27 protein-coding genes, 1 tRNA gene and 1 pseudogene are annotated in these 24041 nt (G+C 72.6%); 8 read left to right on the forward strand and 21 right to left on the reverse strand.

Annotated elements, in window-relative coordinates; translation table 11 throughout:
* The first annotated feature begins 9 nt into the window (after window positions 1-9).
* Window positions 10-417: a hypothetical protein gene (locus tag RM844_RS20680; protein WP_311668793.1), complete on the forward strand. Its 408-nt coding sequence runs from the start codon at window positions 10-12 to the stop codon at window positions 415-417.
* Between the two features lie 44 nt (window positions 418-461).
* Here RM844_RS20680 and RM844_RS20685 read toward each other — a convergent pair whose 3' ends face one another.
* The gene (locus RM844_RS20685; protein ID WP_311668794.1) at window positions 462-839 is read right to left on the reverse strand and encodes a peptidase inhibitor family I36 protein; all 378 of its coding nucleotides are present in this window, start codon (window positions 837-839) and stop codon (window positions 462-464) included.
* A gap of 239 nt (window positions 840-1078) precedes the next feature.
* Here RM844_RS20685 and RM844_RS20690 point away from each other — a divergent pair, with 239 nt between their 5' ends.
* Window positions 1079-2014, forward strand: coding sequence for an ADP-ribosylglycohydrolase family protein (locus tag RM844_RS20690; RefSeq protein WP_311668795.1), 936 nt, complete (start codon window positions 1079-1081; stop codon window positions 2012-2014).
* Here RM844_RS20690 and RM844_RS20695 read toward each other — a convergent pair.
* Both RM844_RS20695 and RM844_RS20700 read right to left on the reverse strand, forming a co-directional pair.
* Window positions 2001-2426 carry a hypothetical protein gene (locus tag RM844_RS20695; RefSeq protein ID WP_311668796.1) on the reverse strand — a complete coding sequence of 142 codons (426 nt, stop codon included), beginning with the start codon at window positions 2424-2426 and terminating at the stop codon, window positions 2001-2003. The genes RM844_RS20690 and RM844_RS20695 overlap by 14 nt on opposite strands.
* A gap of 9 nt (window positions 2427-2435) precedes the next feature.
* Window positions 2436-2972, reverse strand: coding sequence for an ATP-binding protein (locus RM844_RS20700; RefSeq protein ID WP_311668797.1), 537 nt, complete (start codon window positions 2970-2972; stop codon window positions 2436-2438).
* Between the two features lie 212 nt (window positions 2973-3184).
* Between RM844_RS20700 and RM844_RS20705 the strand changes: the two genes are divergently transcribed.
* Together RM844_RS20705 and RM844_RS20710 are read left to right on the forward strand one after the other, a co-directional pair.
* Window positions 3185-4060: a helix-turn-helix domain-containing protein gene (locus RM844_RS20705; RefSeq protein ID WP_311668798.1), complete on the forward strand. Its 876-nt coding sequence runs from the start codon at window positions 3185-3187 to the stop codon at window positions 4058-4060.
* 59 nt (window positions 4061-4119) lie between these two features.
* Window positions 4120-4935, forward strand: coding sequence for an SAM-dependent methyltransferase (locus RM844_RS20710; RefSeq protein WP_311668799.1), 816 nt, complete (start codon window positions 4120-4122; stop codon window positions 4933-4935).
* A gap of 53 nt (window positions 4936-4988) precedes the next feature.
* Here the strand turns inward: RM844_RS20710 and RM844_RS20715 are convergent, their stop codons facing one another.
* Both RM844_RS20715 and RM844_RS20720 read right to left on the reverse strand, forming a co-directional pair.
* On the reverse strand, window positions 4989-5651 hold the full coding sequence (locus RM844_RS20715; protein WP_311668800.1) for a response regulator transcription factor: 663 nt from the start codon (window positions 5649-5651) through the stop codon (window positions 4989-4991).
* Window positions 5648-6778 carry a sensor histidine kinase gene (locus RM844_RS20720; protein WP_311668801.1) on the reverse strand — a complete coding sequence of 377 codons (1131 nt, stop codon included), beginning with the start codon at window positions 6776-6778 and terminating at the stop codon, window positions 5648-5650. Before RM844_RS20720 ends, RM844_RS20715 begins: the two co-directional genes overlap by 4 nt.
* A gap of 147 nt (window positions 6779-6925) precedes the next feature.
* On the opposite strand from RM844_RS20720, the gene RM844_RS20725 reads away from it, so the two are divergent.
* Window positions 6926-7126 (forward strand): hypothetical protein, encoded by a 201-nt coding sequence (locus tag RM844_RS20725; RefSeq protein WP_311668802.1) that lies wholly within the window; start codon window positions 6926-6928, stop codon window positions 7124-7126.
* Here RM844_RS20725 and RM844_RS20730 read toward each other — a convergent pair.
* The 6 genes from RM844_RS20730 to RM844_RS20755 form a co-directional block, all read right to left on the reverse strand.
* On the reverse strand, window positions 7051-7818 hold the full coding sequence (locus RM844_RS20730) for an ABC transporter ATP-binding protein (RefSeq protein WP_311668803.1): 768 nt from the start codon (window positions 7816-7818) through the stop codon (window positions 7051-7053). The two genes, RM844_RS20725 and RM844_RS20730, sit on opposite strands and share 76 nt — an antisense overlap.
* Entirely contained in the window at window positions 7811-8716 is a 906-nt protein-coding gene (locus RM844_RS20735; protein WP_311668866.1) for an ABC transporter ATP-binding protein, read from the reverse strand. Before RM844_RS20735 ends, RM844_RS20730 begins: the two co-directional genes overlap by 8 nt.
* Window positions 8717-8811: 95 nt before the next feature.
* Entirely contained in the window at window positions 8812-9720 is a 909-nt protein-coding gene (locus RM844_RS20740) for an ABC transporter permease (RefSeq protein ID WP_311668804.1), read from the reverse strand.
* 5 nt (window positions 9721-9725) lie between these two features.
* Window positions 9726-10646: an ABC transporter permease gene (locus RM844_RS20745; protein ID WP_394814563.1), complete on the reverse strand. Its 921-nt coding sequence runs from the start codon at window positions 10644-10646 to the stop codon at window positions 9726-9728.
* Between the two features lie 62 nt (window positions 10647-10708).
* Entirely contained in the window at window positions 10709-12313 is a 1605-nt protein-coding gene (locus RM844_RS20750) for an ABC transporter substrate-binding protein (protein WP_311668805.1), read from the reverse strand.
* A 127-nt stretch (window positions 12314-12440) separates the two neighbouring features.
* Window positions 12441-13424, reverse strand: a complete 984-nt coding sequence (locus tag RM844_RS20755) for an acetylxylan esterase (protein ID WP_311668806.1) — start codon at window positions 13422-13424, stop codon at window positions 12441-12443.
* 326 nt (window positions 13425-13750) lie between these two features.
* Here RM844_RS20755 and RM844_RS20760 point away from each other — a divergent pair.
* A tRNA-Pro gene (locus RM844_RS20760) sits at window positions 13751-13824 on the forward strand.
* Between the two features lie 222 nt (window positions 13825-14046).
* Here the strand turns inward: RM844_RS20760 and RM844_RS20765 are convergent.
* The 5 genes and pseudogenes from RM844_RS20765 to RM844_RS33595 form a co-directional block, all read right to left on the reverse strand.
* Window positions 14047-14262, reverse strand: coding sequence for a tyrosine-type recombinase/integrase (locus tag RM844_RS20765; RefSeq protein ID WP_311668807.1), 216 nt, complete (start codon window positions 14260-14262; stop codon window positions 14047-14049).
* A 525-nt stretch (window positions 14263-14787) separates the two neighbouring features.
* Window positions 14788-15930, reverse strand: a complete 1143-nt coding sequence (locus RM844_RS20770; protein ID WP_311668808.1) for a Gfo/Idh/MocA family protein — start codon at window positions 15928-15930, stop codon at window positions 14788-14790.
* 168 nt (window positions 15931-16098) lie between these two features.
* Window positions 16099-16821 carry an alpha/beta fold hydrolase gene (locus RM844_RS20775; RefSeq protein ID WP_311668809.1) on the reverse strand — a complete coding sequence of 241 codons (723 nt, stop codon included), beginning with the start codon at window positions 16819-16821 and terminating at the stop codon, window positions 16099-16101.
* Window positions 16822-17076: 255 nt separating this feature from the next.
* Window positions 17077-17274 (reverse strand): hypothetical protein, encoded by a 198-nt coding sequence (locus RM844_RS20780; protein WP_311668810.1) that lies wholly within the window; start codon window positions 17272-17274, stop codon window positions 17077-17079.
* A 125-nt stretch (window positions 17275-17399) separates the two neighbouring features.
* Window positions 17400-17669: pseudogene (locus tag RM844_RS33595) on the reverse strand (Gfo/Idh/MocA family protein); the annotation flags it as partial.
* Between the two features lie 52 nt (window positions 17670-17721).
* On the opposite strand from RM844_RS33595, the gene RM844_RS20785 reads away from it, so the two are divergent.
* Both RM844_RS20785 and RM844_RS20790 read left to right on the forward strand, forming a co-directional pair.
* Window positions 17722-18054, forward strand: coding sequence for a hypothetical protein (locus RM844_RS20785; protein ID WP_311668811.1), 333 nt, complete (start codon window positions 17722-17724; stop codon window positions 18052-18054).
* Window positions 18051-18566: a DHHA1 domain-containing protein gene (locus RM844_RS20790; protein WP_311668868.1), complete on the forward strand. Its 516-nt coding sequence runs from the start codon at window positions 18051-18053 to the stop codon at window positions 18564-18566. Before RM844_RS20785 ends, RM844_RS20790 begins: the two co-directional genes overlap by 4 nt.
* Here RM844_RS20790 and RM844_RS20795 read toward each other — a convergent pair.
* From RM844_RS20795 to RM844_RS20815, 5 genes are all read right to left on the reverse strand, one after another.
* A complete protein-coding gene (locus RM844_RS20795) occupies window positions 18520-19662 on the reverse strand; it encodes a caspase family protein (RefSeq protein ID WP_311668812.1) in 1143 nt (380 codons plus the stop codon). The two genes, RM844_RS20790 and RM844_RS20795, sit on opposite strands and share 47 nt — an antisense overlap.
* Complete coding sequence (locus tag RM844_RS20800; protein WP_311668813.1) at window positions 19659-20108, reverse strand: effector-associated constant component EACC1; 450 nt, start codon at window positions 20106-20108, stop codon at window positions 19659-19661. Before RM844_RS20800 ends, RM844_RS20795 begins: the two co-directional genes overlap by 4 nt.
* The gene (locus RM844_RS20805; protein ID WP_311668814.1) at window positions 20105-21511 is read right to left on the reverse strand and encodes a serine/threonine-protein kinase; all 1407 of its coding nucleotides are present in this window, start codon (window positions 21509-21511) and stop codon (window positions 20105-20107) included. Before RM844_RS20805 ends, RM844_RS20800 begins: the two co-directional genes overlap by 4 nt.
* A 171-nt stretch (window positions 21512-21682) precedes the next feature.
* Entirely contained in the window at window positions 21683-21913 is a 231-nt protein-coding gene (locus tag RM844_RS20810) for a hypothetical protein (protein WP_311668815.1), read from the reverse strand.
* A 222-nt stretch (window positions 21914-22135) separates the two neighbouring features.
* Complete coding sequence (locus tag RM844_RS20815) at window positions 22136-23851, reverse strand: IlvD/Edd family dehydratase (protein WP_311668816.1); 1716 nt, start codon at window positions 23849-23851, stop codon at window positions 22136-22138.
* Window positions 23852-24041 lie beyond the last annotated feature (190 nt).

Here is a 24041-nt window from a genome sequence, read left to right on the forward strand (position 1 = left end):
GGAGCAGGAGTGAAGCGTACGAGGTGGATGGTGACGGCGGTCGCGACGGCGACCGCCCTGGTCGGCACCGCGGGTGGGGCGGCGGCGGACGAGCCGCTGCTGCCGCACCCCGGGCCGGACGGCCTGGTCTGGGTCCCGGAGATGACCGGGGACGGCGGGTTCGTCTCCGGCGGGGGGACGAGCCGGCTGCCGACGGTGCTCACCGTCGCCTGTGAGGGCGGCGGCAGCGTGGCGGTCTCCATGGAGCAGTTCGATGTCGAGGTGGCGGCCTTCACCGTCGCGTGCCCGGTCGGCTCGGTCGGCACGGGGTCCCAGGAAATGCCCGCTGGGGTGCTCGACTTCGGGAGTTTCTCCGTCGGGATCGACGCCTCCTCGGACGCGGTGCGCTGGTCGGCGGCCGTGGTCCAGCCGGAGTAGCCGGGCGGGTGGCCCGGGGCGGCGCGCGCCGCCCCGGGCGTCGGTCAGCAGCCGCCGCCCACCTTGAAGGAGGTCATCTTGTCGTTGAAGTGCGAGGCGACCGCGGCTTCGGACTCGCCGGGGGCGATGGAGAACATGCAGCCCGTGTGGTTGTCGTGCTCGTAGACGCTGACCGTCTGGTTGGTGCGGTTCCAGTAGGAGGTCATCCGGTCGTTCATACCGTTGCCGACGTTCGTCACGGAGCCGCTGGACTGCAGGAACTCGCCGGCGTAGCTGGACTTCTCCCAGACGCAGAACGAGCCGCTGGCGCACTGGCTGGAGTCGGCGAGCGCGGGCTGGGCGCTCAGGGTCGCGGTGCCGGTGGCGAAGGCGATGGCCGCCCCCACGGCCAGCCATCGGGGGGCTGCGGTTCGCTTGCTCATGGTGTCTCCTCCGGACGCGCGGGTGCCTGGGCTGCCCCTGGCGGGTACCGCCGCAGGCTATGGCCGGCCCGGTCGGCGGTCCGGCAGCGCCATGCGCGGCCGGCCGCCGCCGATCCGGCCAACTCCGCGTGCGGAGCGCTCAGTTGGCGGCAACACCAGGGGCGGGGGTCTACCCGAACGGGCCCGTCCGGCGCGGCGGGGGCTGGCCAGGGGGCGGGTGGAGGGCCGAGCATGGCGGGGTGACACGGGAGACGCGGAGGACGACGGTGGCGGCGTTGGACAGCCTGCGGGGGCTGGCCCTGGGCGACGCGTTCGGCGAGACCTGGTTCGGCGCCCGGCGGGCCGGCCTGGACGTGCCGGCGCTGCTGCGGGACCGGGTGACGCCGGCGGCCGGGCACTGGCCGTGGACGGACGACACGGCGCTGGCGCTGGCGCTGCTGGCGGCGGCCTGGCCGGGCGGCGAGGTGGACCAGGAGGCGGTGGCCGAGGGGTTCGGCCGGGCCTATCTGGCGGACGACGGGCGCGGTTACGCGGCAGGGATGCACGAGCTGCTGCCGGAGCTGGCCGAGGAGCCGGGGCGGTGGCGGGTCAGGTCGCGGGAGCTGTTCGGCGGGCAGGGCAGTCTGGGCAACGGCGCCGCCATGCGGGCCGCTCCGCTGGGGGCGCTGTTCGGGTCCGATCCCCGGCTGGCGGCAGAGCGGGCGGCGCTGGCCGCCGAGGTGACGCACGCGCACCCGGAGGGGGTGGCGGGTGCGGTGGCCGTGGCGGTCGCTGCGGCGCTGGCGGTGACGGCGCCGGCCGGTGTGGCGCCGGCGGCGCTGCTGCGGGAGGTCGCCGGGCACACGCCGGCGAGCGCGGTGCGGGACGGGCTGGTCCGGGCCGCCGGGCTGCCGGCGGACACCGGGCCGGCGGCGGCCGCCGCCGAGTTGGGCAGCGGCTACCGGATGCGGGCGGATGACACGGTGCCGTTCGCGCTGTGGTCGGCGGCGCATCGACTGGACGAGCTGACCGAGGCGTTGTGGCGCACCGCCGAGGGGCTCGGGGACGTGGACACCACCTGCGCCATCGCCGGTGGGGTGGTCGGCGCGCGGGTGGGCCTGGCCGGGGTGCCGGTGGAGTGGTCGCGCCGGGCCGAGCCGTTGCCGGCGTGGGTGGCGGCGCTCAGGACGCCGTGAGGTCGCCGGCGGTGGTGGTGGCCACCGGGTCGACGCCGGCCAGTTGGCAGACGCCGACGAAGAGGAAGAGCGGATGGCTGTAGGGGACGCCGTGGTTGGGCCAGTGGATCAGTTGGGGGGCCCACAGGCCCTCGCCGGCCCATTCGGGCGGGGCGGCGACGGCGAGCCGGACGTCGTTGAGGTAGCGGGCGGGGGCCGGCCAGGGCATGCCGGTCTCGGAGCCGCTGGGCACGGGGAACCACCAGCTGGGGCCGACCGCGAAGATCGCGCCCGGGCGGGGCAGTCCGGCGAGCAGCTGGCGGCCGTGCTCCCCGGGGGTCTCGATGACGTCGGACTCCAACCAGCGGGGCCGGCGCCTGGGCACCGACCGGAGGTGGTCGGGGCGGGGTGCGGGGTGCGTGAGGGGGGCCATAGGAGGGTGTCAGGACCTTGTCTCGGCGGGTTGGACCGGTCCGTGGCCGGCCGGCGCCGCCCCGGCTATCCGGGCGGTGGGGCGCGGCAGTTCGGCCCAGACCCGCTGTCCGGGGCCGGCCGCGGCGGCGGTCACGCCCCAGCGCAGGCTGACGGCGTCGACCAGGGCGAGGCCGCGGCCGCCCTCGTCCTGGGCCTGGGCGGCGCGCTGGCGGGGCCGGTGTGGTCCGGCGTGCTCGTCGGTGACCTCGACGCCGAGCCGGCTGCCGGTGTCCCACAGGCGGCAGTGCACGGTGCCGCTCGCGGTGTGCCGGACGGCGTTGGCGACCAGCTCGGAGACCACCAGCTCCGCGGCCTCGGCGGCCGGGGTGGGCACGCCCCAGGCGGCCAGCGCCACCCGCACCCGGCGGCGTGCCTGGCCGGCGGCTCTCAGCTCCGCCGGCAGCCGGAAGCTGCTCTCACCACGCGCGGTCGGTGTGGGGTACGTGGGACGCCGGGGGGCCGCGGTGGCGAGGGGGACCATGGCGCTGCCTTTCTCTGCTGACACACGCACGACCGGGTGAAACCAGACAGAAGAGGCTATATCCCCCGCGTCTGGCCACGAGTCATGCCAGTAGTAACCGCTCTCAGCCACTCTGACACTGCCAAGTTCAGTCCGCAACAGGTAAGTTGCAATTTGCATATCGCCACTGTCATGACTCTAGGCTGGGTCGCCGAGAGGCCGCGCAGGGGCGTCGCGGATCGGGTGAGGAGGCGTCAGTGACCCACGGAACGGACTGGGGAGGGGCGCCGGCCGTGCTGCGGATGATCCTGGGGCGTCAGCTGGAGGAGTTACGCCGCCAGGCCGGACTCTCCTACGCGCAGGCCGGTGAGGCGCTCGGCGTCAGCCACTCCACCATCCGCCGGATCGAGGGCGCCAAGGTCGCCCGGCTCCGGCTGGGCGACATCGAGAAGCTGCTGGAGACCTACGGGGTGGCGGACCCGGAGGAGATCGACACCTTCCTGCGCTCGGTGCGCGAGGCCAACAAGCGCGGCTGGTGGCACACCTACCGCGACGTGCTGCCCGACTGGTTCGCCGCCTACCTCAACCTGGAACAGGCGGCACGTCAGATCCGTGCCTACGAGCCGCAGTTCGTCCACGGCCTGCTGCAAACCGAGGAGTACGCCCGGGCGTTGCTCAACGCCGAGCACCCGCACGCCGCGCCCCGGGACCAGGAGCGGCGGGTGGCGCTGCGGATGCGCCGCCAGGAGCTGCTGCACCGGGCCGACCCGCCCCGGCTGTGGGTGGTGATGGACGAGACGGCGCTGCGCTGGCCGGTGGGTGGCCCAGCGGTGCGGCGCCGGCAGCTCGACCACCTGCTGGCCACCTGCGAACTACCGCACGTGACACTTCAGTTGATGCGTTTCCAGCGCGGCCCGCACCCGGCGCAGGGGGCCGGCGCCTTCCACCTCTTCCGGTTCCGCGCCAAGGAGCTGCCGGACATCGCCTACCTGGCCAACCTGATCGGCGCGGTCTACCTGGACGACCGGGCCGACGTACTGGTCTACCGGGAGGCGCTGGACCGGCTGGGCGCCCAGGCCGCCCCCGGCACCCGCACCCCCGAGATCCTCGCCGCGCTCCGCGACGAACTGTGAGCTTCCCGGGGCCGGTTGGGCCCCGGGCCGATCCCCTCCAGCGCACGAAGGGAAGCGAGATGTCCGACGACGGCTGGCCGGCCGACCGCATCGACACCGGCAGTGCCCACTCCGCCCGCATCTACGACTACATCCTGGGCGGTTCCGACTACTACCCGGCCGACAAGGAGGCCGGCGACGCCATGTGCGTCGAGTGGCCGGCGCTGCCGATCCACATGCGGGCCAACCGGGACTGGATGCACCGGGCCGTCCGGCACCTGGCCGCCGAGGCCGGCATCCGGCAGTTCCTCGACATCGGCACCGGCATCCCCACCTCGCCCAACCTGCACGAGATCGCGCAGGAGGTGGCGCCGGACGCCCGGGTCGTCTACATGGACAACGACCCGATCGTGCTCTCGCTCTCCCGCGGGCTGCTCACCAGCAGCGCCGCCGGCCGCACCGCCTACGTCGAGGCCGACATGCGGGACCCGGCGGCCGTGCTGGCGGCGCCCGAGCTGCGCGAGACGCTCGACCTGAGCCAGCCGGTGGCGCTGACGGTGATCGCCATCGTGCACTTCGTGCTGGACGAGGACGACGCGATCGGCATCGTTCGGCGACTGTTGGAGCCGCTGGCCGCGGGCAGCTACCTGGCGATGACCATCGGCACCGCGGACTTCGCCCCCGAGGAGGTCGGCCGGGTCTCCCGGGAGTACGCGGCCCGCGGCATGCCGATGCGGCTGCGGAACCTGCCCGAGGCGGCGGAGTTCTTCACCGGCCTGGACCTGGTCGACCCGGGGGTGGTGCAGATCCACAAGTGGCGCCCGGACGGCAGCGCGCCGGCCGGCATCAGGGACGAGGACATCGGGATGTACGGCGGGGTGGCCCGCAAGCCGTGACCGGCCGGTGAGGCCGCGCTGATGCCCCGCCGCCGGCGGCCGGCGGTGGGGCGTCAGCGCGGCCCGTCCGGCAGCAGCCGGGCGTCGTGCACCAGCAGCGCCACCTGGGTGCGGTTGTTCAGGTCGAGCTTGGTCAGGAGGCGGGAGACGTGGGTCTTCACGGTCGGCACCGAGAGGTACAGCTCGGCGGCGATCTCCGCGTTGGTCCTGCCCTGGCCGAGCAGCAGTGCCACCGCCCGCTCCCGCTCCGGCAGCGCGTCGATCCGGCGGCGGGCCCGCCTGGTGTCCCGGCGGTCGCCGGTGACCTGGGCGATCAGCCGCTGTGTAACGGCGGCGGAGAGCACCGGCTCGCCGGCCGCGACCCGGCGGACGGCGGCCACGATCTCCGCCGGCGGGGTGTCCTTGAGCACGTAGCCGGCGGCCCCGGCGCGCAGCGCGCGCAGCACGTGCTCGTCGGCGTGGAAGGTGGTCAGCATCATGACCTCGGGCGCCGGGTCGCGCTGGCGCAGCCGTTCGGTGGCGGCCAGGCCGTCGAGGCCCGGCATCCGGACGTCCATCAGCACCACGTCGGGCCGCTCGGCGGCGACCAGCGCCGGCACCTCCCGGCCGTCGGCCGCCTCGCCCACCACGAGGAGGTCCTCGGCGGCGCCCAGCATGAGCCGCAGCCCGGACCGGACCAGCGCGTCGTCGTCCACCAGCAGGACCCTGATCGTCATGTCGGCCACGGTAGCCAGGCGGTCAGCACGAAGTCATCCCCGGTCCGCCGGTGGGTCAGCCGTCCGCCGGCCAGCGCCACCCGCTCGGTCAGGCCGGTCAGGCCGGCCCCTGCGCCCGGGACGCCGGGCCCCGGCGGGGGCGCGGCCAGCCGGTTGCTGATCCGGACCGTGAGCCCGGCGCCGGGCCCGCCGGCGACGCTGACCAGCGCCTCGGCGCCGGGCGCGTGTTTGCGGACGTTGGTCAGGCCCTCCTGCACCACCCGGTAGCCGGTGCGGCCCACCGTCTCGGGGGGCGCGCCGTCGGCCTCGGCGCGCTGGTCGAGCCGGACCGGGGTGCCGGCCCGGCGGGACTCGTCGGCGAGCCGGGGCAGGTCGGCCAGCGTCGGCTGGGGCCGCTCCGGCGCGCCGTCCTCGCCCGGCTCGGCCCGCAACACCCCGATCACGTCCCGGAGTTCCTCCAGCGCCAGGTGGGCGCTCTCGCGGATGACGCCGGCCGCCTGGCGGACCTGCTCGGGCGGGGCGTCCGGGTGGTACTCCAGCGCGCCGGCGTGCACGCTCAGCAGCGAGAGGCGGTGCGCGAGCACGTCGTGCATCTCCCGGGCGACGGCCTCCCGGGTGCGGCGCTGGGCCTGCTCGTAGAGGGTCGCCCGCAGCCTCCGGTGCGACTTCACCGACAGCCCCCAGGAGACGACCGCGGTGATCATCACTAGCTTCATCGTGACGGAGGTCGCGTCGGAGATGGAGGACTCCGGCCGCTGGTCCACGTTGACCGGTATCAGGAGCAGCTTCATGAGGACCAGCAGCACCAGGGTGCGGGTGCGGCAGTGCACGGCGACGGTGAACAGGCTCGCCAGGCCGGGGCCGGCCATGGCGTGCGAGGGCAGGCCGACGAGCTGGATGACCACCGCGACCAGCACCGGCCGGCGGCGGCGCCACCACAGCAGCCCGCAGGCCAGCCCGGCGACGGTCTGGTCCAGGACGACGGCGCCGGTGGTCTCGTGGGTCTCCCCCACCAGCACGCCAGAGCTGGCCACGGTGGCGACGGCCGCCAGCACGATGAAGGCCAGGTCCACCACCCGCTGGTCGGGGCGGCGGAAACGACGGTGGAGGGGGACGCGCTCGGTCACGAGACCCGAAGGTACCGGCCGCCGGGCCGGCGCCGGGCGGCGGCGGACGGATCCGCGACCAAGGTAGCGGCGCCGACTACCTTGGTCGCGGCCGGCGAGACCTTTGGCCGAGGCCGCCGGCCGGCCTTCGCCCCTAGCGTCCCGGCCATGGACAGGATTCTCGGGTTCCTCGCCTTCGTGCTGCTGGCCCAGGGCGCGGGCGGGTTGGTGCACTACTTCTGGGACTGGTTCGACGTGTGGACCGTGGTCCACCGAATCGGCTTCCTGGACGGCTACGAGGTCTTCACCTGCGTGGTGCTGCTGGTGCTGGGCCTGGCGGTCGGCTCGCTCGCCGAACGGTTCGAGTGACCGCCGGACGGCGCCGGCACCCGGTCGGGGTGGCCGGCCGCCGGCGTCCCCGGAAAGTCCAGCACGCGGTCGCACCAGCGGCGCAGCAGCACCCGGTCGTGGCCGACGGCCAGCAGCGCGGCGCCGTGCGCGGCGCGGTACTCCTCGACGACGGCGACCAGCGCGGCCGTGGTGGAGGCGTCCAGCATGGCGGTCATCTCGTCGCAGATCAGCAGCCGGGGGGTGAGCAGCAACGCGCGGGCCACGCAGGCTCGTTGCAGCTGGCCGTCGCTGACCTGGTGCGGCCGGCGGGCCAACAGGTCGCCGGTCAGCCCGACCCGGGTGGCCAACTCATCGACATGTGAGGCGAGTTCGTCACCGCGTCCGGTGGCGTGGGCGGGCGCCGCGATCAGCTGACGGAGCGTCATCCTCGGGTCGGCGGCCAGCCGGGGCTGCTGGAAGACCAGCCCGACGCTGGTGCGTTGGGACCGTGGCGCGCGGAACCTGAAGCCGTGGACCGGCTGGCCCGCCAGCCGCACGGTGCCGGCGTAGGGCCGGTGCAGCAGCGCGGCGACCCGGGCCACGGTGGACTTGCCGCAGCCGCTCGGCCCGAGCAGCCCGACCGCCTCCCCGTCCGCGACGGCGAGCGACAGCCCGGAGAGCACCGGGGCGCGGCGGTCGTATCCGGCGGTGATCCCGTCCAGCTCAAGCATCGGCGACCTCTCGCGGGTGGTGGCAGGCGACGCCGCCGCTGAACGCGGGCAGCTCGGCGCAGGCCGCGCTGGCGGCGGCGCAGCGCGGGGCGAAGGCGCAGCCGGCGGGCAGCGCGTCCAGCTCAGGCGGCAGCCCGGGGATGGGCACGAAGGACCGCTCCGGCAGCGCCTCCAACAACCCGGCGGCGTACGGGTGCCGGGGCCCGGGCGTGCCGAAGAAGGCGTCGGCGGCGGCGAGTTCGACGATCCGGCCGGCGTACATCACGGCCACCCGGTCGGCGATCCTGGCCGCCGCGGATAGGTCGTGGGTGATCACCAACAGGCCACGGCCCTCGTCCACCTGGCGGCGCAGCTCGTCCACGGTGCGGTCCACCAGGTCGCGGTCCAGGCCGGTGGTCGGCTCGTCGGCGATCAGCAGCGGGGCGTCGGCCACCAACGCGAGCGCGGTGGCGGCCCGCTGCGCCAGCCCGCCGGAGAGCTGGTGCGGGTACCGGTCCAGGTGGTCCAGCGGGAACGCGGCACGCTCGGCGGCCCGTTCCGCGGCGGCCCGCAGGCCGGCCCGCGGCACCTCGGTCACCTCGCGTACCGTCTCCTCCAGTTGGGACCTGACGGTGCGCACCGGGGTGAGGTGGCCGGCCGGGCTCTGCGGGATCAGGCCGACCCGGCGCCCGCGCACGGTGCGGGCCAGCACCGCCTCCGACGCGGTCAGCAGGTCGGGGCCGGCCGGCGCCAGCCGGGCGGCGCCGCGGGTCTGCGCGTTGGCCGGCAGCAGCCCCAGCAGCGCCGAGGCCAGCACCGACTTGCCGCAGCCGCTCTCCCCCACCAGCGCCAGGCACTCGCCGGCGGCCAGGTCGAAGGAGACGTCCGCGACGGCCGCTACCCGGCGCCCGCCGGGCATCAGGAAACGCACCGACAGGCCGTCCACGGACAGCAGCGGCCCGCCGCCCGGCGCCGGAGCGGCCGGCGGGGGCGGGGCGACGGCGGGGGCCTCGGTCACAGCACCAGCTCCGATCGGCGACGTGGGTTGATCCGCTCCCGCCACAGGCTGGCCACGCCGGCGATGGCGAGCGTGGTGACCACGATGAACAGGCCGGGGAAGAGCGTCGGCCACCAGTCGCCGGCCGACAGCGAACCCCTGGCCCCGTTGATCATGGTGCCCAGGCTGGCCTGGTGCGCCGGGATGCCGAGCCCCAGGAAGGACAGCGCCGACTCGTGCCAGACGGCGTGCGGCACCATCAGCACCGCGGCCAGCCCGGCCTGCGGCAGCACGGCGGGCAGCAGGTGGCGGGCGGCGACCCGCAGCCGGGAGGCGCCGCCGGAGATCGCGGCGTCCACGAACGGCCGGGCCCGCAGCGAGTGCACCTCGGCCCGGACGATGCGGGCGGTGGAGACCCAGTGGGTCAGCCCGACCGAGGCAACCACCGGCCACACCCCGGGCCGGAACATCGCCACGATGAAGATGCCCATCAGCAGGTGCGGCACGGCGGTGAAGGTGTCGACCAGCCGCATCAGCAGCCGGTCAACCCGCCCGCCGACCGCGCCGGCCAGCGCGCCGAGCGCCAGCCCCAGGCCGCTGGCCACCAGCGCGGCGACCAGCCCGACCAGCAGCGAGACCCGCAGCCCGTACACGCTGCGCAGCAGCAGGTCGCGCCCCATGTCGTCGGTGCCGAACAGGTGCGCGCCGGAGGGCGGCTCCAGCTTGTTGGTGAGGTCGACGGCCTGCTGGTCCAGCGGGAAGAGCACCGGCACCAGCAGCACGGCCAGCGCGGCGAGCCCGACCAGCGTGACCGCGACCACGGCCCGCACCCGCCGGGTGCCCCGGCGGGCGTCGCCGGCGGCGCGCCAGGCACGGGCCGACACGCTGTCCGTCCGCGCCGGCGGTGGGGAGGTTTCCTGGGCCATGGCGCTCACATCTCGTTCAGATCGACGCGCGGGTCGGCGAGCCCGTACAGCAGGTCCGCCAGCAGGTTGCCGGCCAGCACCGCGAGGGCGGAGAACGCGGCGAGCGCGGCCAGCAGCGGGAAGTCCGTGTCGGTCGCCGCCCGCACCGTGGCCGAGGCGATGCCGGGCCAGCTGAAGACCGTCTCCACCAGCAGCGCCCCGGTGATCAGCTCGGGCACCCGGGTGCCGACCAGGGTGAGCACCGGCAGCAGCCCGGAGCGCAGCGCGTGCCCGAGCAGCACCGTCCGCTCACTCACCCCGCGCGCCCTGGCCCCGCGCACCGGGTCCTCGTGCAGCGCGTCGGAGACGCCCTGCCGGACGTAGAGCACGAACCAGGGCAGCTGCGAGATGGTCAACACGGCGGCCGGCAGCGCCAGATGGCTCAGCAGCGAGCCGGCGGTGACGGTGTCGCTGCCGGCGTCGGTGAGCCCGCCGGCCGGCAGCACGTCCAGCTGGAGCGCGAACAGCCAGATCGCCAGCAGCGCCAGCCAGAACGGCGGCGCGGCCTGCAGGGTGTACGCCAGCGAGCTGAACAGCCGGTCCAGCGGGCCGCCCTCGCGGCGCGCGGCCAGCACCCCGAGCGCGGTGCCCAGCAGCACGGAGCCGACGAACGCGACCGCGCACAGCAGCAGCGACCAGCCGACCCGTTCGGCGATCACCTGGGAGACCGGCTGGCGCAGCGCCATGGACTGGCCGAGGTCGCCGCCGAGCACCGAGGTGAGCCAGCTCCACCACTGCTCGACGAAGGTGCCGTCGGGCGAGAGGTTGGCGCGCAGCGCGTCCAGCGTCTCCTGGGAGGCGCCGGAGGCGTCACCCACGTAGCGGCGCACCGGGTCGAACGGCGAGGCCGCCGCCACCGCGAACATGCCGAGGGTGACCAGGACCATGACCGGGACGGCGGCCAGCAGCCGCCGCCCGACCAGCCTGGCCACCGCGGGCCAGGGCACCGTCACGAGCGCACTCGCCAGTCCTCCACGTTCCACCAGGGGCCGTGCCCCAGGCCGTGGTCGTGCGGCTCGACCTGGGTGGTGACGCCGTCCCACGCGTCGGCCATCACGTAGACGTGGTCGACGTGGGTCAGGAAGGTGTAGCCCGGGTCCTCGACCAGCTCCCGCTGGACGGCCTCGTAGGCCGCCTCGCGCTCGGCCGGGTCGCCGCTCTGCCGGCCCTCGTCCAGCAGCTCGTCGACGGCCGGGTTCCGGTAGTGCGCCATGTTGTTGTAGCCGTTGCCCGCCAGCTCGGAGTGGAGCAGCGTGTACAGCTGGAAGTCGGGGTCGGCCGGGTCGCCGCCGCCGGAGAGCACGGCGTCCTCGGCGAGCTGGCCGTCGATGATCTCCCAGGAGCCGGACTCGACGGTGATGTCGATGCCGATCTCCTTGGCGTCCGAGGCGTAGGCCAGGGCGTGTTCCTGCCGCAGCCGGTCGCCGGCCGGGTACCACAGGGTGAACTCGGCGCGCTGGCCGTCCCTGGCCCGGAAGCCGTCGTCCTGGAGCGCCCAGCCGGCCTGCTCCAGCAGCTGGCCGGCACCCTCCCGGTCGAAGGCCCGCTCGGTGCCCTCGGCGAACCAGGGGCTGGCGGTGGGGATCGCGTTGTACGCCGGGTGCCCGGCGCCCAGCAGGATGCTCTCCACCATCAGCTCGCGGTCCACGGCCAGGTCCAGGGCGCGGCGGATGTCCACGTCGCCGGTGACCGGGTTGTCGGACGGCAGGGTGACCGCGCGGAAGTCGGCGCTCTCCGCGTTGATGGTGACCATCCCGTCCTCGTCGGCGAAGCCCTCGGCGAGGTTGGGCGGCAGCACGGCGGCGTCCAGGTCGCCGGAGCGCAGCCGGGTGGCGCGCACGTCGTCGTCCGGCACGACCGCCATGGTGACCCGCCTGACCTCCGGCTCGCCGCCCCAGTATTCGGGGTTGGCGGTCAGCGAGATCCGCTCGCCCGGCGACCAGTCGGTCAGCACGTAGGGGCCGGTGCCCACCGGCTCGGTGTTGTAGGCGCCGGTGTTGACGTCCTGGTCGCCGGCGGCCCGCTCGGAGGCGATCGGCAGCACGGTCCGCTCGGCGAACGGGGCGAAGGGGTACTTCAGGGTGAAGACCACCGCGTGGTCGCCGTCGGCCTCGACGCTGTCGATGGCGTCCAGCTCGCCCTTGGCGGCGTTGTTGGTGCCCGGGTCCAGGATGGTCTCGTAGGTGAAGACCACGTCGGCCGCGGTGAACGGCTGCCCGTCGCTGAAGGAGACGTCCTCCCGCAGCGGGTAGCGGTAGGTCAGCCCGTCGTCGCTGATCTCGGGCAGCTCGGTGGCCAGGGCCGGCTCAAGGCCCATCTCCCCGTCGTGCCGCAGCAGGCCGTCGAAGATCTTGGAGTTGCCGTCCTTGCCGTAGCCGAGCAGCGGGCTGAGCGTCTCCGGCTCGTTCGCTATGCCCACCACCACGCTGTCCTGGCCACCGCTCCCCCCGGAGTCGTCCCCCTCGTCGCTGGGCGCGGAGCACCCGGCGACGGCCACCAGCACGGCCAGCGCCCCCGGCGCGGCACCACCACGGATCAGCCTGCGGACCGTCATCACCCAATACCCTCGCTGAGTGTCCTGTGTTGTTGCGAACCACTCGCAATTAAAACAGGTGATCGGGTCAACTTGTCCAGGGGTGTCCGATCGTTGGCCGACGGGCCACGGGGGCGCCCACCGGCGTTCAGCCCTTGCTACCGAGCCCCCGGTCGGCCAGCCAGGCCAACTGCCGCTCGGCCTGCGAGGCATAGCCCCCGCCGTGGTCACCGAACTCCCAGACGGTGATCTCCTTCTCGCCCGCGTACCGGTTGTAGGCGGCGTAGACCGTGGCCGGCGGGCAGACCGGGTCCATCAGGCCCACGCTGAACAGCGCGGGAGCGACGGCCTGCGCGGCGAAGTGCTGCCCGTCGAAGTAGTTCAGCACGTCGAAGACCCGCGCCGGCTCCACCCTGCGGTGCCGCCCGAGGTAGGTCACCAGCTCCGGGTAGGGGCCGTCGCTGGCCGTGTCGGCGCCCCGCCGGTAGTCGCACAGGAACGGCACGTCCACCAGCGCGGCGGCCACCGCGTCCCCAGCCACCCCGGCGGCGGCCAGGGCCAGCCCGCCGCCCTGGCTGCCGCCGGCCACCACCACCCGCGCCGGGTCCACCGCCGGGTGCTCGCGCACCGCGTCCACCGCGCGCACGCAGTCGGTCATCAGCCGCCGGTAGTAGTACTCGTCCCGGTCGGCTATCCCACGGGTCAGGAAGCCGCGCACCCACTGCGGGGCGCTGGACGGGTCCCGGTCCGGGGTGTCGTGGCCCTGACCACGGCTGTCCACCACCAGGTGGGCGTAGCCGGCGGCGCTCCACAACAGCTGCTCCAGGTAGAGGCCGCGCCCCTGGCTGTACCCCTGGTAGCTGACCACGGCCGGCAGCGGACCCGAGGCGTTCCTGGGCAGCAGCAGCCAGGCCGCGACGGGCTCGCCGCCCCAGCCGGGGAAGCGCACGTCGAAGACGTCAACGGTGGCCAGCCGGGCGTCCGCCACCGGCCGGTACTCCGCCGGACGGCCGGCGCCGGCCGTCCGCGCCTGCTCCAGGGTGTCCGACCAGAACGCGGCGAAGTCCGCCGGCCGGGTCACCCCCGAGTCGTAGCGCACCAGTTCCGCCAAGGACATATCGGTCAGTGCCATCTCCGGCCCCTTCCACGCCCACCCCGTCCGGGGGCCGGCTCGATCATCGACGGCCGAAACGTACGGGGTGCGTCCTCGCACGTCAACGCCTTGCGGGGCGGGGGAGGCCGGCCCCGGGGGCGGGGGGCGACGCCGGGCGGAACGGGCGGGGCGCGGGAGCGGCACGGGAGCTCCGCCGGCGCGGCCGACCGGCGACTGACCGGCGGCCGCCGACGCCCGCCGGCGGCCCGGGCGACCGAGCCCCGGCGTGAGCGGGCACCCGCGTCGATGCGGTATGGTTCTTCCACGCGCTGATCGAGGGCGAAGCCCCAGATCAGAGCAGGTACCGGGACGTGGCGCAGCTTGGTAGCGCACTTGACTGGGGGTCAAGGGGTCGCAGGTTCAAATCCTGTCGTCCCGACACGGTACACAGGCCCGCTGAGCGGAGGTTCCCTCCCAGCTCAGCGGGTCTCTTGTCGTTCCCGGTCAAGGACTACCGCACCACTCGGAGATGGCCACACGTTCCCGTCTTGGGGACCACTTGGGGACGAGGGGGGAGCGTGCCCGGACGATTCCCCGTCAGATGGCTGTTGAGCGCCTCTCCCGCCTGGAGAATCGAGTCGTTGCTCGGGTGCAGGTAGCGCTACGTGGTGGCCAGCGACCGGTGCCCGGCGATCTGCCGTAGAACGTGCACCGGAACGCCGGCGTCGGCCATCCACGTCAGCCCGGTGTGCCGTAGGTCGTGGCGACGCAGGTGCTTGTACCCGAGCGCGACGACCACCTCGTCCCAGTGCGCGGCGTCCCGCAGGATGGCCGTTGTGACGCGCCCGCCCCTCGGCCCGGTGAACAGGCGAGCCATCGGCTCACCCTCCAGCACGTCCAGACGCCGCGCGACCCCGGAGACCTCGCCGCCACGACGGCGAGGTTGTTCTTGATGGTCGATATACCGTGACCGTCCGCGATCCACCTGTGCACGGCGCGGTCAATGATCCCGGCGGTGAACGATGGGACGGGCAGATGGCCGACCGTGGGGAGGACTCGCAGGCGCCACCCGGCTCGGTGGGGGCCCGTATTCGATGTCGACTGACAGCGATATTCAACGCGAGAAAGATTACCCCCCACGTTTCTGCACCTCCCATGAGGAGCTACGTACATCACCGGTGACCCCGAACGTCGAAAATAGCGCGAAGTCAAGGAACTTCCACGAGGCAACACAACGGACTCATCATCCGTCGGCCGTGGGTTCGAGCCCCACCTGCCCCACCTTCTCGCCCGTCCCGGGTGGCTCGCGCTGGCCCCCTGCTGGCCCGAAGCGCACGCGGGAAGGCAACAGCGACTCGCGGATCGCCATCTCCTCAGGTCCTGCGGCAGTGCCTCTCCCGGTTCAAAGATTGGAGTTCATTCGGTCGGGGCGGGACAGATGCTGCCGATGATCAGTTTCAGCGGCCCGGGTGATCGCCTCGAGTACCCGGTGGCGATCGAGTGCGACCGCGAAATCCGGCGCATCGGCGGTTCCGTCGCGGAGGTCGGCGGCGAACTGGGCGTAGAGGCGGGCGACCCCCGCTGCGGGTGCGTCGAGTTGCAGGTCGGGAGCCGCATAAGCGGGGGGAACCTGTAGCACTTGGACAGGCTCGCTGCCGCGACGCAGCGTGATGGTGAAATCGGTGAAATGGATGTAGCCCGACGCCGACTCCACACGCACACCGCCCTCGGTGCCCTGGATCTCCCATACCATCGCCGAGCCCGCAGACTGCCCGGCACTGTAGTGCAGCGAAGTGACGATTCCGCCTTCGAGAACGCCGGCGACGACGATCTCATCCGGCGCGTCCTTCGGCAGCGACGCGCCATCGGAGAGGCGGACGCCGTCACCGCGCTGATTGGCGACGACGGCAGACAGACTCTCGAACGTGCCGAGCACGCGCGCAAGCGGTTCGAGCCCGTGGCCGAGCATGATGCTCAGAAGCGTGGCGCCATGCTTCGCGTGAGCCATGTACTCGACCGGCGAGTCATATCGGCCGACCCACATGTCGTCGGTCAAATGCGCTCGGATGCTCGTGCTGAGCGGCTTGCCAATCACGCCTTGCGCGATGAGGTCGCGAAGGAAGAGGATCGGCGGGTGCAGGCCGCCCTGCAACCCGACAACCGTCCGCAGCCGCCGCTCGCGGGCAAAACCCTCCAGCGCTTCGGCCTCCGATAGGTTTCTTGCGAGCGGCCATTCGCAATAAACCATCTTGCCGGCGGCCAGCGCGTCGGAAACAATCTGCTTGTGCTCGGGCACCTTGACCGCAACCACCACCAGGTCGACCTCCGGTCGCACGACCAGAGCCTCATGTGTGTCGAAGGCGAGATCGGCGCCCAGCCGACGAGCGGTCGCGTTCGCGCTCTCCATACGAGTCGTACTGACGGCGCGGATCTGGAACGCGTCGAGCGCCTGCAGCGCCGGGACGTGAGCGATTCCGCCCCAACCCCGTTCGGTACTAGCCCCGACAAGGCCGACGCCGATCCGGGTACTTGCTGAATTCGCCATGAGGATACTCCTGCCGTGTGCAGCCCCGGCAACGCTCTCCGGGCTGCGTCACGATGATTCGTTTCCGGACAAATGCGTGGGCACTCGGGCTCACCAAGGCGAGCGAGCAATTATTGCCGTTCGCGTAGCGACCGCGGGGTTTGAGCCCGAGTGACCCAAGTGCAGTTTTTACCCGTGAGCCCAGTGGGCCTCGAGTTCGCGCGCGACATCGGCCGGACGCTCTATCATCGGCCAGTGCGAGCTGCGCAGCTTGAAGACGGCACGTGCGCGTGTGGCATTACCGAGCTCGTCGGCGAAACGGTGAGGAAGAAACGGATCGTCCAGGCCCCAGATCACTAGCGCTGGTGCGGTCACGTTGCTCAAACCTGGCTTCCACTCCGCCCCGACCTCGATCGCCGAACGGTAAAGGGCGAGAATGCTTGCTCGCATAGTGGCATCGAGATGCCGGACCGATTCGTTTGCCGCGTCGCGCGGCATCTGCGCCTCGTTGAGGCTTGCTGCGAACGCCTCAAGGTCGAGGTCAGCCATCCATTGCTCGCCCTCGCCTGGCGTTTGCCAGATCTTGGCAAGATAGTGCCACGGATAATCCGGATCGATTGGTCCGCTGATGCCTGTCCACGTCCGCACCAGATCTGGTCGGATAGACGCGAGTCGGCCCGTGAGCAGAGACCCCCAGTCATGACCGACCAGGTCGACGGGTTCGCCGATTTTTTCGATCTTCTTGATAAGCCAATCGAGATACTCTTCCTTCGTCGACGTGAATCCCGCTGGTAGGGGTACGCCAAACCCGGGGAGATCGATCGTCACAATATCTTCGCGTTGAAGATAGGAACGGACGGTGTCCCAAAGCCGGTGGGTATCAGGTACACCATGGACGAGGACTGCAGGCATTTCGGATTCTCCAATTGATTGTTGTCGTGGTTGAATGGCGGGAACCCTTCAGCGGGTCCGAACCTATGTCGGCTGCCCGTACTCGCGGATCGGTCGCCGTATCCGTCACGGGCCCGGCCCCTCGAAGGCTGCCGCCATGGGCCCCTGGTGTCCGCGACCTTGATCGCGGACACAGGGGCTGACGGGGTGGGGCGTCTCTGTCGGCTGTCCGTGCGTCTCCGGCAGTGGTGCACGGTGCCGCGAGGTGTGGTGGCGTCAGTGCCGGACGCCGGTCCGAGCGGCTTGTTCGACTCGGGCGACGAGTCGGCTGTTGTGGGCAGCGTGCTGGAATCCTGGGGTGTGGCGGGTGCCGTTGGTGATGTCGCGGGCCAGGCTGGCGTAGACCTCGCCGACGTTGATGGAAGCGCCCGTCCAGATGTCGGCGGCGGCGGGTACGCCCGCCAGGATCTGCACTCCGACCGGCGCCCCCGAGGAGGTCTTGGCGATGGCGTCGAGGTGATCCGGGACCTCGCGGACGGAAATCGCGCCGTATCCACCAATCTCACCTGTGGCCAGAGAAGTTCGGTGCGGGCGTCGATTTCGGTGATGTCGCCGAGAACGGCTTCGACGACATCCAGGACGTGGCCCGCGGCGATGGTGAGAAAGCCGGCTCCGGACACTGCCTTGTCGAAGTACGCGTACGCGCTCACCGATTCCGGGCCGTTGCCGCAGGTCGTCGCGTCGACTCGTGCCGAGAGCAGCCGCCCGAGCCGGCCCTGAGCGATGATCTCCGCCGCGCGGCGTACCGAGGGGTTGAGCCGGCCCTGCAGGCCGATCGCGGTGTGCAGTGAGCCGACCGCGTCATCCATCTCTTCGGTCTGCGCAACCGTCCCGCCCAGCGGCGACTCCGCATACACGGCCTTGTTCGCCTCGATCGGCTCCAACCTCCGCCGCGTCGAAGCCCTCACCGGCCACGGCGCCCTCACCCACCACGACACCGAACGGCGCCTGCCGAGCGAGCTCGCCGCTCTCCTCGGCACCCGCCCCGCCGACACCCCCGGCGCCCTGCGCAAACACCTGGAGGCACTCACCACCGCCCAGACCGAACTGGGACACCCGCGGGCAGCCGAACTGCGCGCCCAGGCCGCCCGGCTCGCCGGCACCGCCCGCCCAGCCGACGGCGGGCAGCTCGTCGCGCAGCAGGTCACCGGCATCACCCCACCGAGCTGCGGCAGCTTGCCTCCGACTCCCTGACCCACCTCCCCGACCGGCCCGCGATCGTGGTCCCAGCCCTGGAGCACTCCGGCAAGGCCCTCCTCGTCGCGCCCATCTCATCGCACCTGCTCGGCCGCGGCGTCCAAGCCGCCCAGGTCATCACCCGCGCCGCGAAGACCGTCGGCGGCGGAGGCGGCGGCACCGGAGCCCTCGCCAGCGCCGGCGGCCGCCGCCCCGAACACCTCACCCACGCGCTCACCGCCGCAACCGAGGATGCCACCGCACTTCTCGGCAACCGACAACGTCAATGGCTGCGGGGGCCCGCCCAGACACCGCTGGGCGGGCCGGTCAGCCCCGTACCAGGATCCCAAGATGGCGTTCACCCCAGCCGAACAGGCCGCGATCGACGCCCATGCCGCCGTCCTGGCCGTGACCGCCCACGCATGGGGACGCAGGGGCACTGGGCCAACGGTTGTGGTGCGCGACTTCCATCCGTTGGGGAGGTCAGCCGCGTCGGGAACGGGCCTCAACCAGGTCGAGGGCGTGCTTGAGCACCTCACACGCCTGGACGTAGTTGCCCGACTCCTGGAGGAGTTCGGCCAGCCGGCGGCAGACCAGCACGGCCTCCGGGCCCGTCGTCTGCTGGGTTTGGTGGAACGCCTGCTCCAGCACCTCGATCGCCTCTTTGGCACGGTCGGCTTCTGCCAGCAGCTCGGACAGTTCCAGCTGGAGGGCGAAGGTCGTGTCCCGGTCGCTGCCGTCGCGCTCATCGAAGGCGAGGCGCAGCACGGTGAGCGCGTCCCGGTTGCGGCCCGCCGCACGCAGCGTCCGGCCCAGCCGCAGGCCCGCCGCCGTGATGGCCGTGCGCACATCAGCGTCCACCACGGGACCCGCCGGTGCGTCCGGCGCGGCCAGGGCCCGGTTGCGGACCAGCGGCAGCCGCCCGATGTCGTTCTCCTGGCTGCGCTGCGGCGCCGGCCTCGACTTCGCCCGCAGCCGGTCCGTCAACTCCCGGTAGAGCGTGTCCAGATCGAGCATCTCGGGCCCGCCGGTAACGCCCTGTCGCAGCAGCCGCAGCAGCTCGCCGGTGAACGCGGTGTGCGGCTCGCCCTCCGGAGCCAGCGCGGTCCGGTCCGCTGGCGAGGCGGTCAGCACATAGGCCCCGTCGATGGTGGCCCGCGCCGCCAGTGCGTCCGTGCCGTCCAGTGTCCTGGCCGCCCGGCCGCTGAAGCAGCAGTCCAGTATGAGCACCCTGCGCCGGGCTCTGGCCTGCCGCAGCGCGGCCCGTAGATGGTCGAAGGCGACGGCGGTGTAGCCAGTGTGCGGGCGGGAGCCGGCCAACGAGAGATAGAGGTCGGCGGTGTCGGGATCGCGCAGCCCGTGCCCCGCGTAGTAGACGAGCAGTGTGTCGGTGCTCTCCTCACCCGCCCGGTGCACCGGGTCCAGCAGCTCCGACGGTGTGCCCGGGTCGCACACCTCGACGCAGTTCCCGTCGGGCAGCCCCCACAACAGCGGGTCCCGCAGGGCGCCGGCGAGGTCGCGCAGGTTGGCGCGGACCGCGGGGAGTTGAGCCAGTTCCGCGTATCGCGCCCCGCCCAGCAGCACCGCCCGGGAAGCGGCCGGGTCGGGCAGGCCCGGTGCGCTCACCGCCCCTCGCCGGCACCGTCGGGATCCCCACCATTCCCGGCACGGTTCCCATCTCTCGTATCGGTCGCCTCCAGCAGGGCGACCAGCCGGTCGAAGGTATCCTCGTCGGCTGGCCGCCCCGGGGGAATGTGTACCTCCCACGCCCCGCGTTTCACCACCAGCGGCCGGCTGGTGCGCCGGGCGTCCCGCCACTGGAGCACGGAGACGGCCAGCGCGCCCGCCGAAAGCCCGGAGCCCAGCACCAGAGCCACCACGTCCAGTGCCCCGCCCATCTCGCCCTCGCCAGGCGGTCGTTGGGCCTCCAGCTGGGCGACCAGCCCATGCACCAGGCTCTCGTCGGTGCGCAACCAGCGGACCAGGGAACGGAGTTCGTCCTCCACGGCGGTCGTCTCACCGCTCTCGTCCTCGCGAGGTGCTATGCGCACCTCGACGCGGGTCTCGGTCACTGGGGGTCCCCCTTCTCGTTCGCCTCCGGCGCGGGCACGGGCGACGGCTCGCCGTCGTCGGGCGGCACCGCCGGCTCGGTGTGCGCGTTGACGGTGGCGAGGAGTGCGAGGGCCTCCTCACCCGACCCGAGCCGCGCGAGACAGACCGCCTGCCAGAAGCGGGCGGTCAGAGTGGTGGGGTCGCCAGGGCCCAACTGCTCCGCGCCGACCGTCCCGATGGTCGTCAGGAGGTCCAACGCCTCACGGTGATCGCCGCGTTGGACCATTCCCACCGCCTCCCGCAAGCGGGAGGCCGCGTTGCGTGGCGTGATTCGGTGCAGCACCAAAGCCTGGGTGACGTCACCCAGCGAGAGCATCGGCGGGTGCCGGTCGTGGGGTTTGGCGCCCACCGGGATGCTCGGGCCCACGGTGTCGACACCCGGCCAGACATTGGTGACGAGGTCCGAGCCGCGGAGCGTCACGCCGGTGTCCGCGTTGCTCACCCGCGCCCAGGCGTCCTTGGCCCCTCCTCCGGATTCCCGCTGAGCCGTCGCGTGCTCGATCAGGTCGCGCAACCGCGAGGCCGCCGTGGCAGGTGGCTCCGGGGGGAGCAGGCCGTCGATCAACGCGGGCGAGGTCGGGCGGCGTTCCGGGGCTCGGTCGCACCAGCCGTTGACGAGGTCGATGAGGCCGGCCGGCACTCGGTCGCCGTACCGTGCGGGGTCGAGCGTGGTGACCCCCTCGTCCAACACCGACAGCAGCAGCGCGCCGATGTCCTCACGGTGGTCGAACGGGCGCCTGCCGACGATGAGTTCGTGCAGACACAGCCCAACGCCGTAGAAGTCGGACGCCTGCGTGGGGGGCTCGCCCCGGATCACCTCGGGGGCCATGTAGCGGGGCGTGCCCATGACGTGGCCGGCCCTGGTGATCGAGGTCGCGTCCCGCAGGCGGGCCAGCCCCAGGTCGCACAGGACCGCACGGCCGTTGGTGGTGACGCGCACGTTCGAGGGTTTGACGTCCCGGTGCAGTACCGACGCGCGGTGGGTCGCGATCAGGCCGTCCACCAGTTGTCGCGCCAACGCACCGACCGCCGGGTGTAACAGTGGACCCGCCAGCTCGCGCAGCTCGACCAGATCCAAGCCGCCGAGCCACTCCATCACCAGATAGGGGCGCTCATCGACGAGCCCCGTGTCGTGGAGGCTGACGACGTTGGGGTGGCTGATGCGGCGGAGCGCCCCGATCTCGCGGTGCAGGCGCCGGGTGGTCCGAGCGTTGGTGGCCTCGCTGCCCTCGTCGTGCAGCACCTTGACCGCGACCCTGCCTGCCGACTCGGTGTCGAACGCCCGATACACCACCCCCGTGGCGCCCTGGCCGACCCGGTGTTCCAACCGGTACCGGCCGTCGAGCAATGTCCCCTCCGCCATGCTGCCATCCTGTCGCACACTGTGACGGTCGGCAACTTCGAACAGGATCGGCGGCGTTCGGACCCAAACGCCGGGCGCCCGCCGTGCATGGGGCCACCGAGGCCGGAGAACTCCCCGCGTTCCGGGCCCGGGTGTGACGGTGGAGTCGGGTATCGGAACTCCCTCGATGCCTCAGCCGGTGCGGACCCACGCCGTGAAGTCGTCGGCGAGTCCGGGCGGGTTGGCCGCCTCGGTCCGGCGAGCGATCCGCTCGTAGTACTCCAGCTCGTGGAGGATCACGGGCACGGGCCTGACGATCACGCTCTTGATGCCGCCATCGTGGTGGAGGTCGCGAGCGAGGTGGACGCATTCCTGATCGAAGTTGGCCTTGATCAGCACGGCGGTCGGCTCCACGGTGGTCATCCAGTCCCCGGGGTGCGTGGGCTTGTCGTACCGAAGTCCGAGTTCGCTGATCCACCGGTGGCGTGCTGCGGCTCCGTCGGGGTCTCGGGCGAGGTCGCCGATGATCGTGAGCTCGTTCTGTAGCCAGAAGGCGTAGTTCCAGCGGGCTTCCGCCTCGTCGGAGGCGCTGGGACGCGGACGACCACCCGGCCCGGTGCCGCCGCCAGGCGCGCGAGGGGGTCGTCAGTGCGACTCGCGGCCTACGTCCGAGCCGCTGGAGCCGACGAGGAAGTCCAGGTCGGCTCCGGTGTCGGCCTGCAGGACGTGGTCGACATAGAGGCGTTCCCAGCCGCGCGCGGGGTTGGCGAAGCCGGTGGTGGTCGCCTGGTTGGGGGTGCGGCGGGCGAGTTCGTCGGCTGGCAGGTCCAGGTCGATGCGCCGGGCCTCGACATCGAGGGTGACGAAGTCGCCGGTCCGGACGAGGCCGAGGGGGCCGCCGGCCGCGGCTTCCGGCGCCACGTGCAGCACGACCGTGCCGTAGGCGGTGCCGCTCATCCGGCCGTCGCACACCCGGACCATGTCCCGCACGCCCTGCTTCAACAGCTTCTCCGGCAGCGGCATGTTCGAGACCTCGGGCATGCCCGGGTAGCCCTTGGGGCCGCAGCCGCGCAGGACCAGCACGGAGTCGGCGTCCACGTCGAGGTCCGGATCGTCGATGCGGGCGTGGAAGTCCTCGATGGAGTCGAAGACCACGGCCCGGCCTCGGTGCCGGAGCAGGTGCGGGGAGGCGGCGGCGGGTTTGATCAGCGCGCCGTCGGGGGCGAGGTTGCCGCGCAGGACGGCGATGCCGCCCTCGGCGACCAGGGGTTCCGCGCGGGTGCGGATGACCTCGCCGTCCCAGATCGGCGCGTCGTCGAGGTAGCTGATCAACGGTTCGCCGGTGACGGTCAGGGCTTCGGGGTCGAGCAGGTCACGGAGTTCGCGCAGGACGGCGAGGAGACCTCCGGCGCGGTGGAAGTCCTCCATGAGGAAACGGCCCGCCGGTTGGAGGTCCACCAGTACCGGTACGCGGGAGCCGACGCGGTCGAAGTCGTCCAGCGTCAACTCGATGCCCAACCGTCCGGCGATCGCCAGGAGATGCACGACGGCGTTGGTCGAGCCGCCGATCGCGGCCAGCGCCACGATCGCGTTGTGGAAGGACGCCTTGGTCAGGAACGTCGCCGGCCGGCGGTCCGCGCCCACCATGTCGACCGCCAGGCGACCGGTGTGGTGGGCGGCCTCCAGCAGACGGCTGTCCGGCGCGGGCGTCCCGGCCACGCCCGGCACCACGGTGCCCAGCGCCTCCGCCACGAGGGCCATCGTCGACGCCGTGCCCATCGTGTTGCAGTGGCCGCGGCTGCGGATCATCGACGACTCGGAACGGACGAACTGCTCCTGGGACAGCGTGCCCGCCCGCACCTCCTCCGACAGCCGCCACACGCCGGTACCGCAGCCCAGCAGGCTGCCGCGGAAGGTGCCGTTGAGCATCGGACCGCCGGGGACGACGACGGCGGGCAGGTCAACCGACGCGGCGGCCATCAGCAGGGACGGGATGGTCTTGTCGCAACCGCCCAGCAGCACCACCCCGTCGATGGGGTTGGCCCGCAGCATCTCCTCCGTGGCCATCGCCGCCATGTTCCGCCACAGCATCGCCGTGGGCCGCACGTTCGTCTCGCCCAGCGACACCGCCGGCAGTTCCAGCGGTATCCCGCCGGCCTCGTATACGCCGTTGCGCACCGAGGCCGCCACCTCGTCGAGGTGTGCGTTGCAGGGGGTCAGGTCCGAAGCGGTGTTGGCGATGGCGATCTGCGGCCGGCCGGTGAAGGCGTCACTCGGGACACCTCGTCGCATCCAGGCCCGGTGGAGGTAGGCGTTGCGGTCCTGGCCCGCGTACCACTGTGCGCTGCGGAGTGTCCCCATCAGGTGTTTTCCCATAATCGGTACGAGGTCCACGGTTTGGAACATCGTGAGCATACGCAGCCGTACGACGGATCAACAGACCTCGGTGCGGACGGCGTGACCGGCTCCGCCGAGGGCCGGCTGGTCGGCTGGTCGGCTCGGACCGGGTACTCGCCGTCCGCAGGGCGCTCGCCCCGGTATCCCGACGGGG

It is taken from the genome of Streptomyces chisholmiae (assembly GCF_031845445.1).
GTDB classification, from domain to species: domain Bacteria; phylum Actinomycetota; class Actinomycetes; order Streptomycetales; family Streptomycetaceae; genus Streptomyces; species Streptomyces chisholmiae.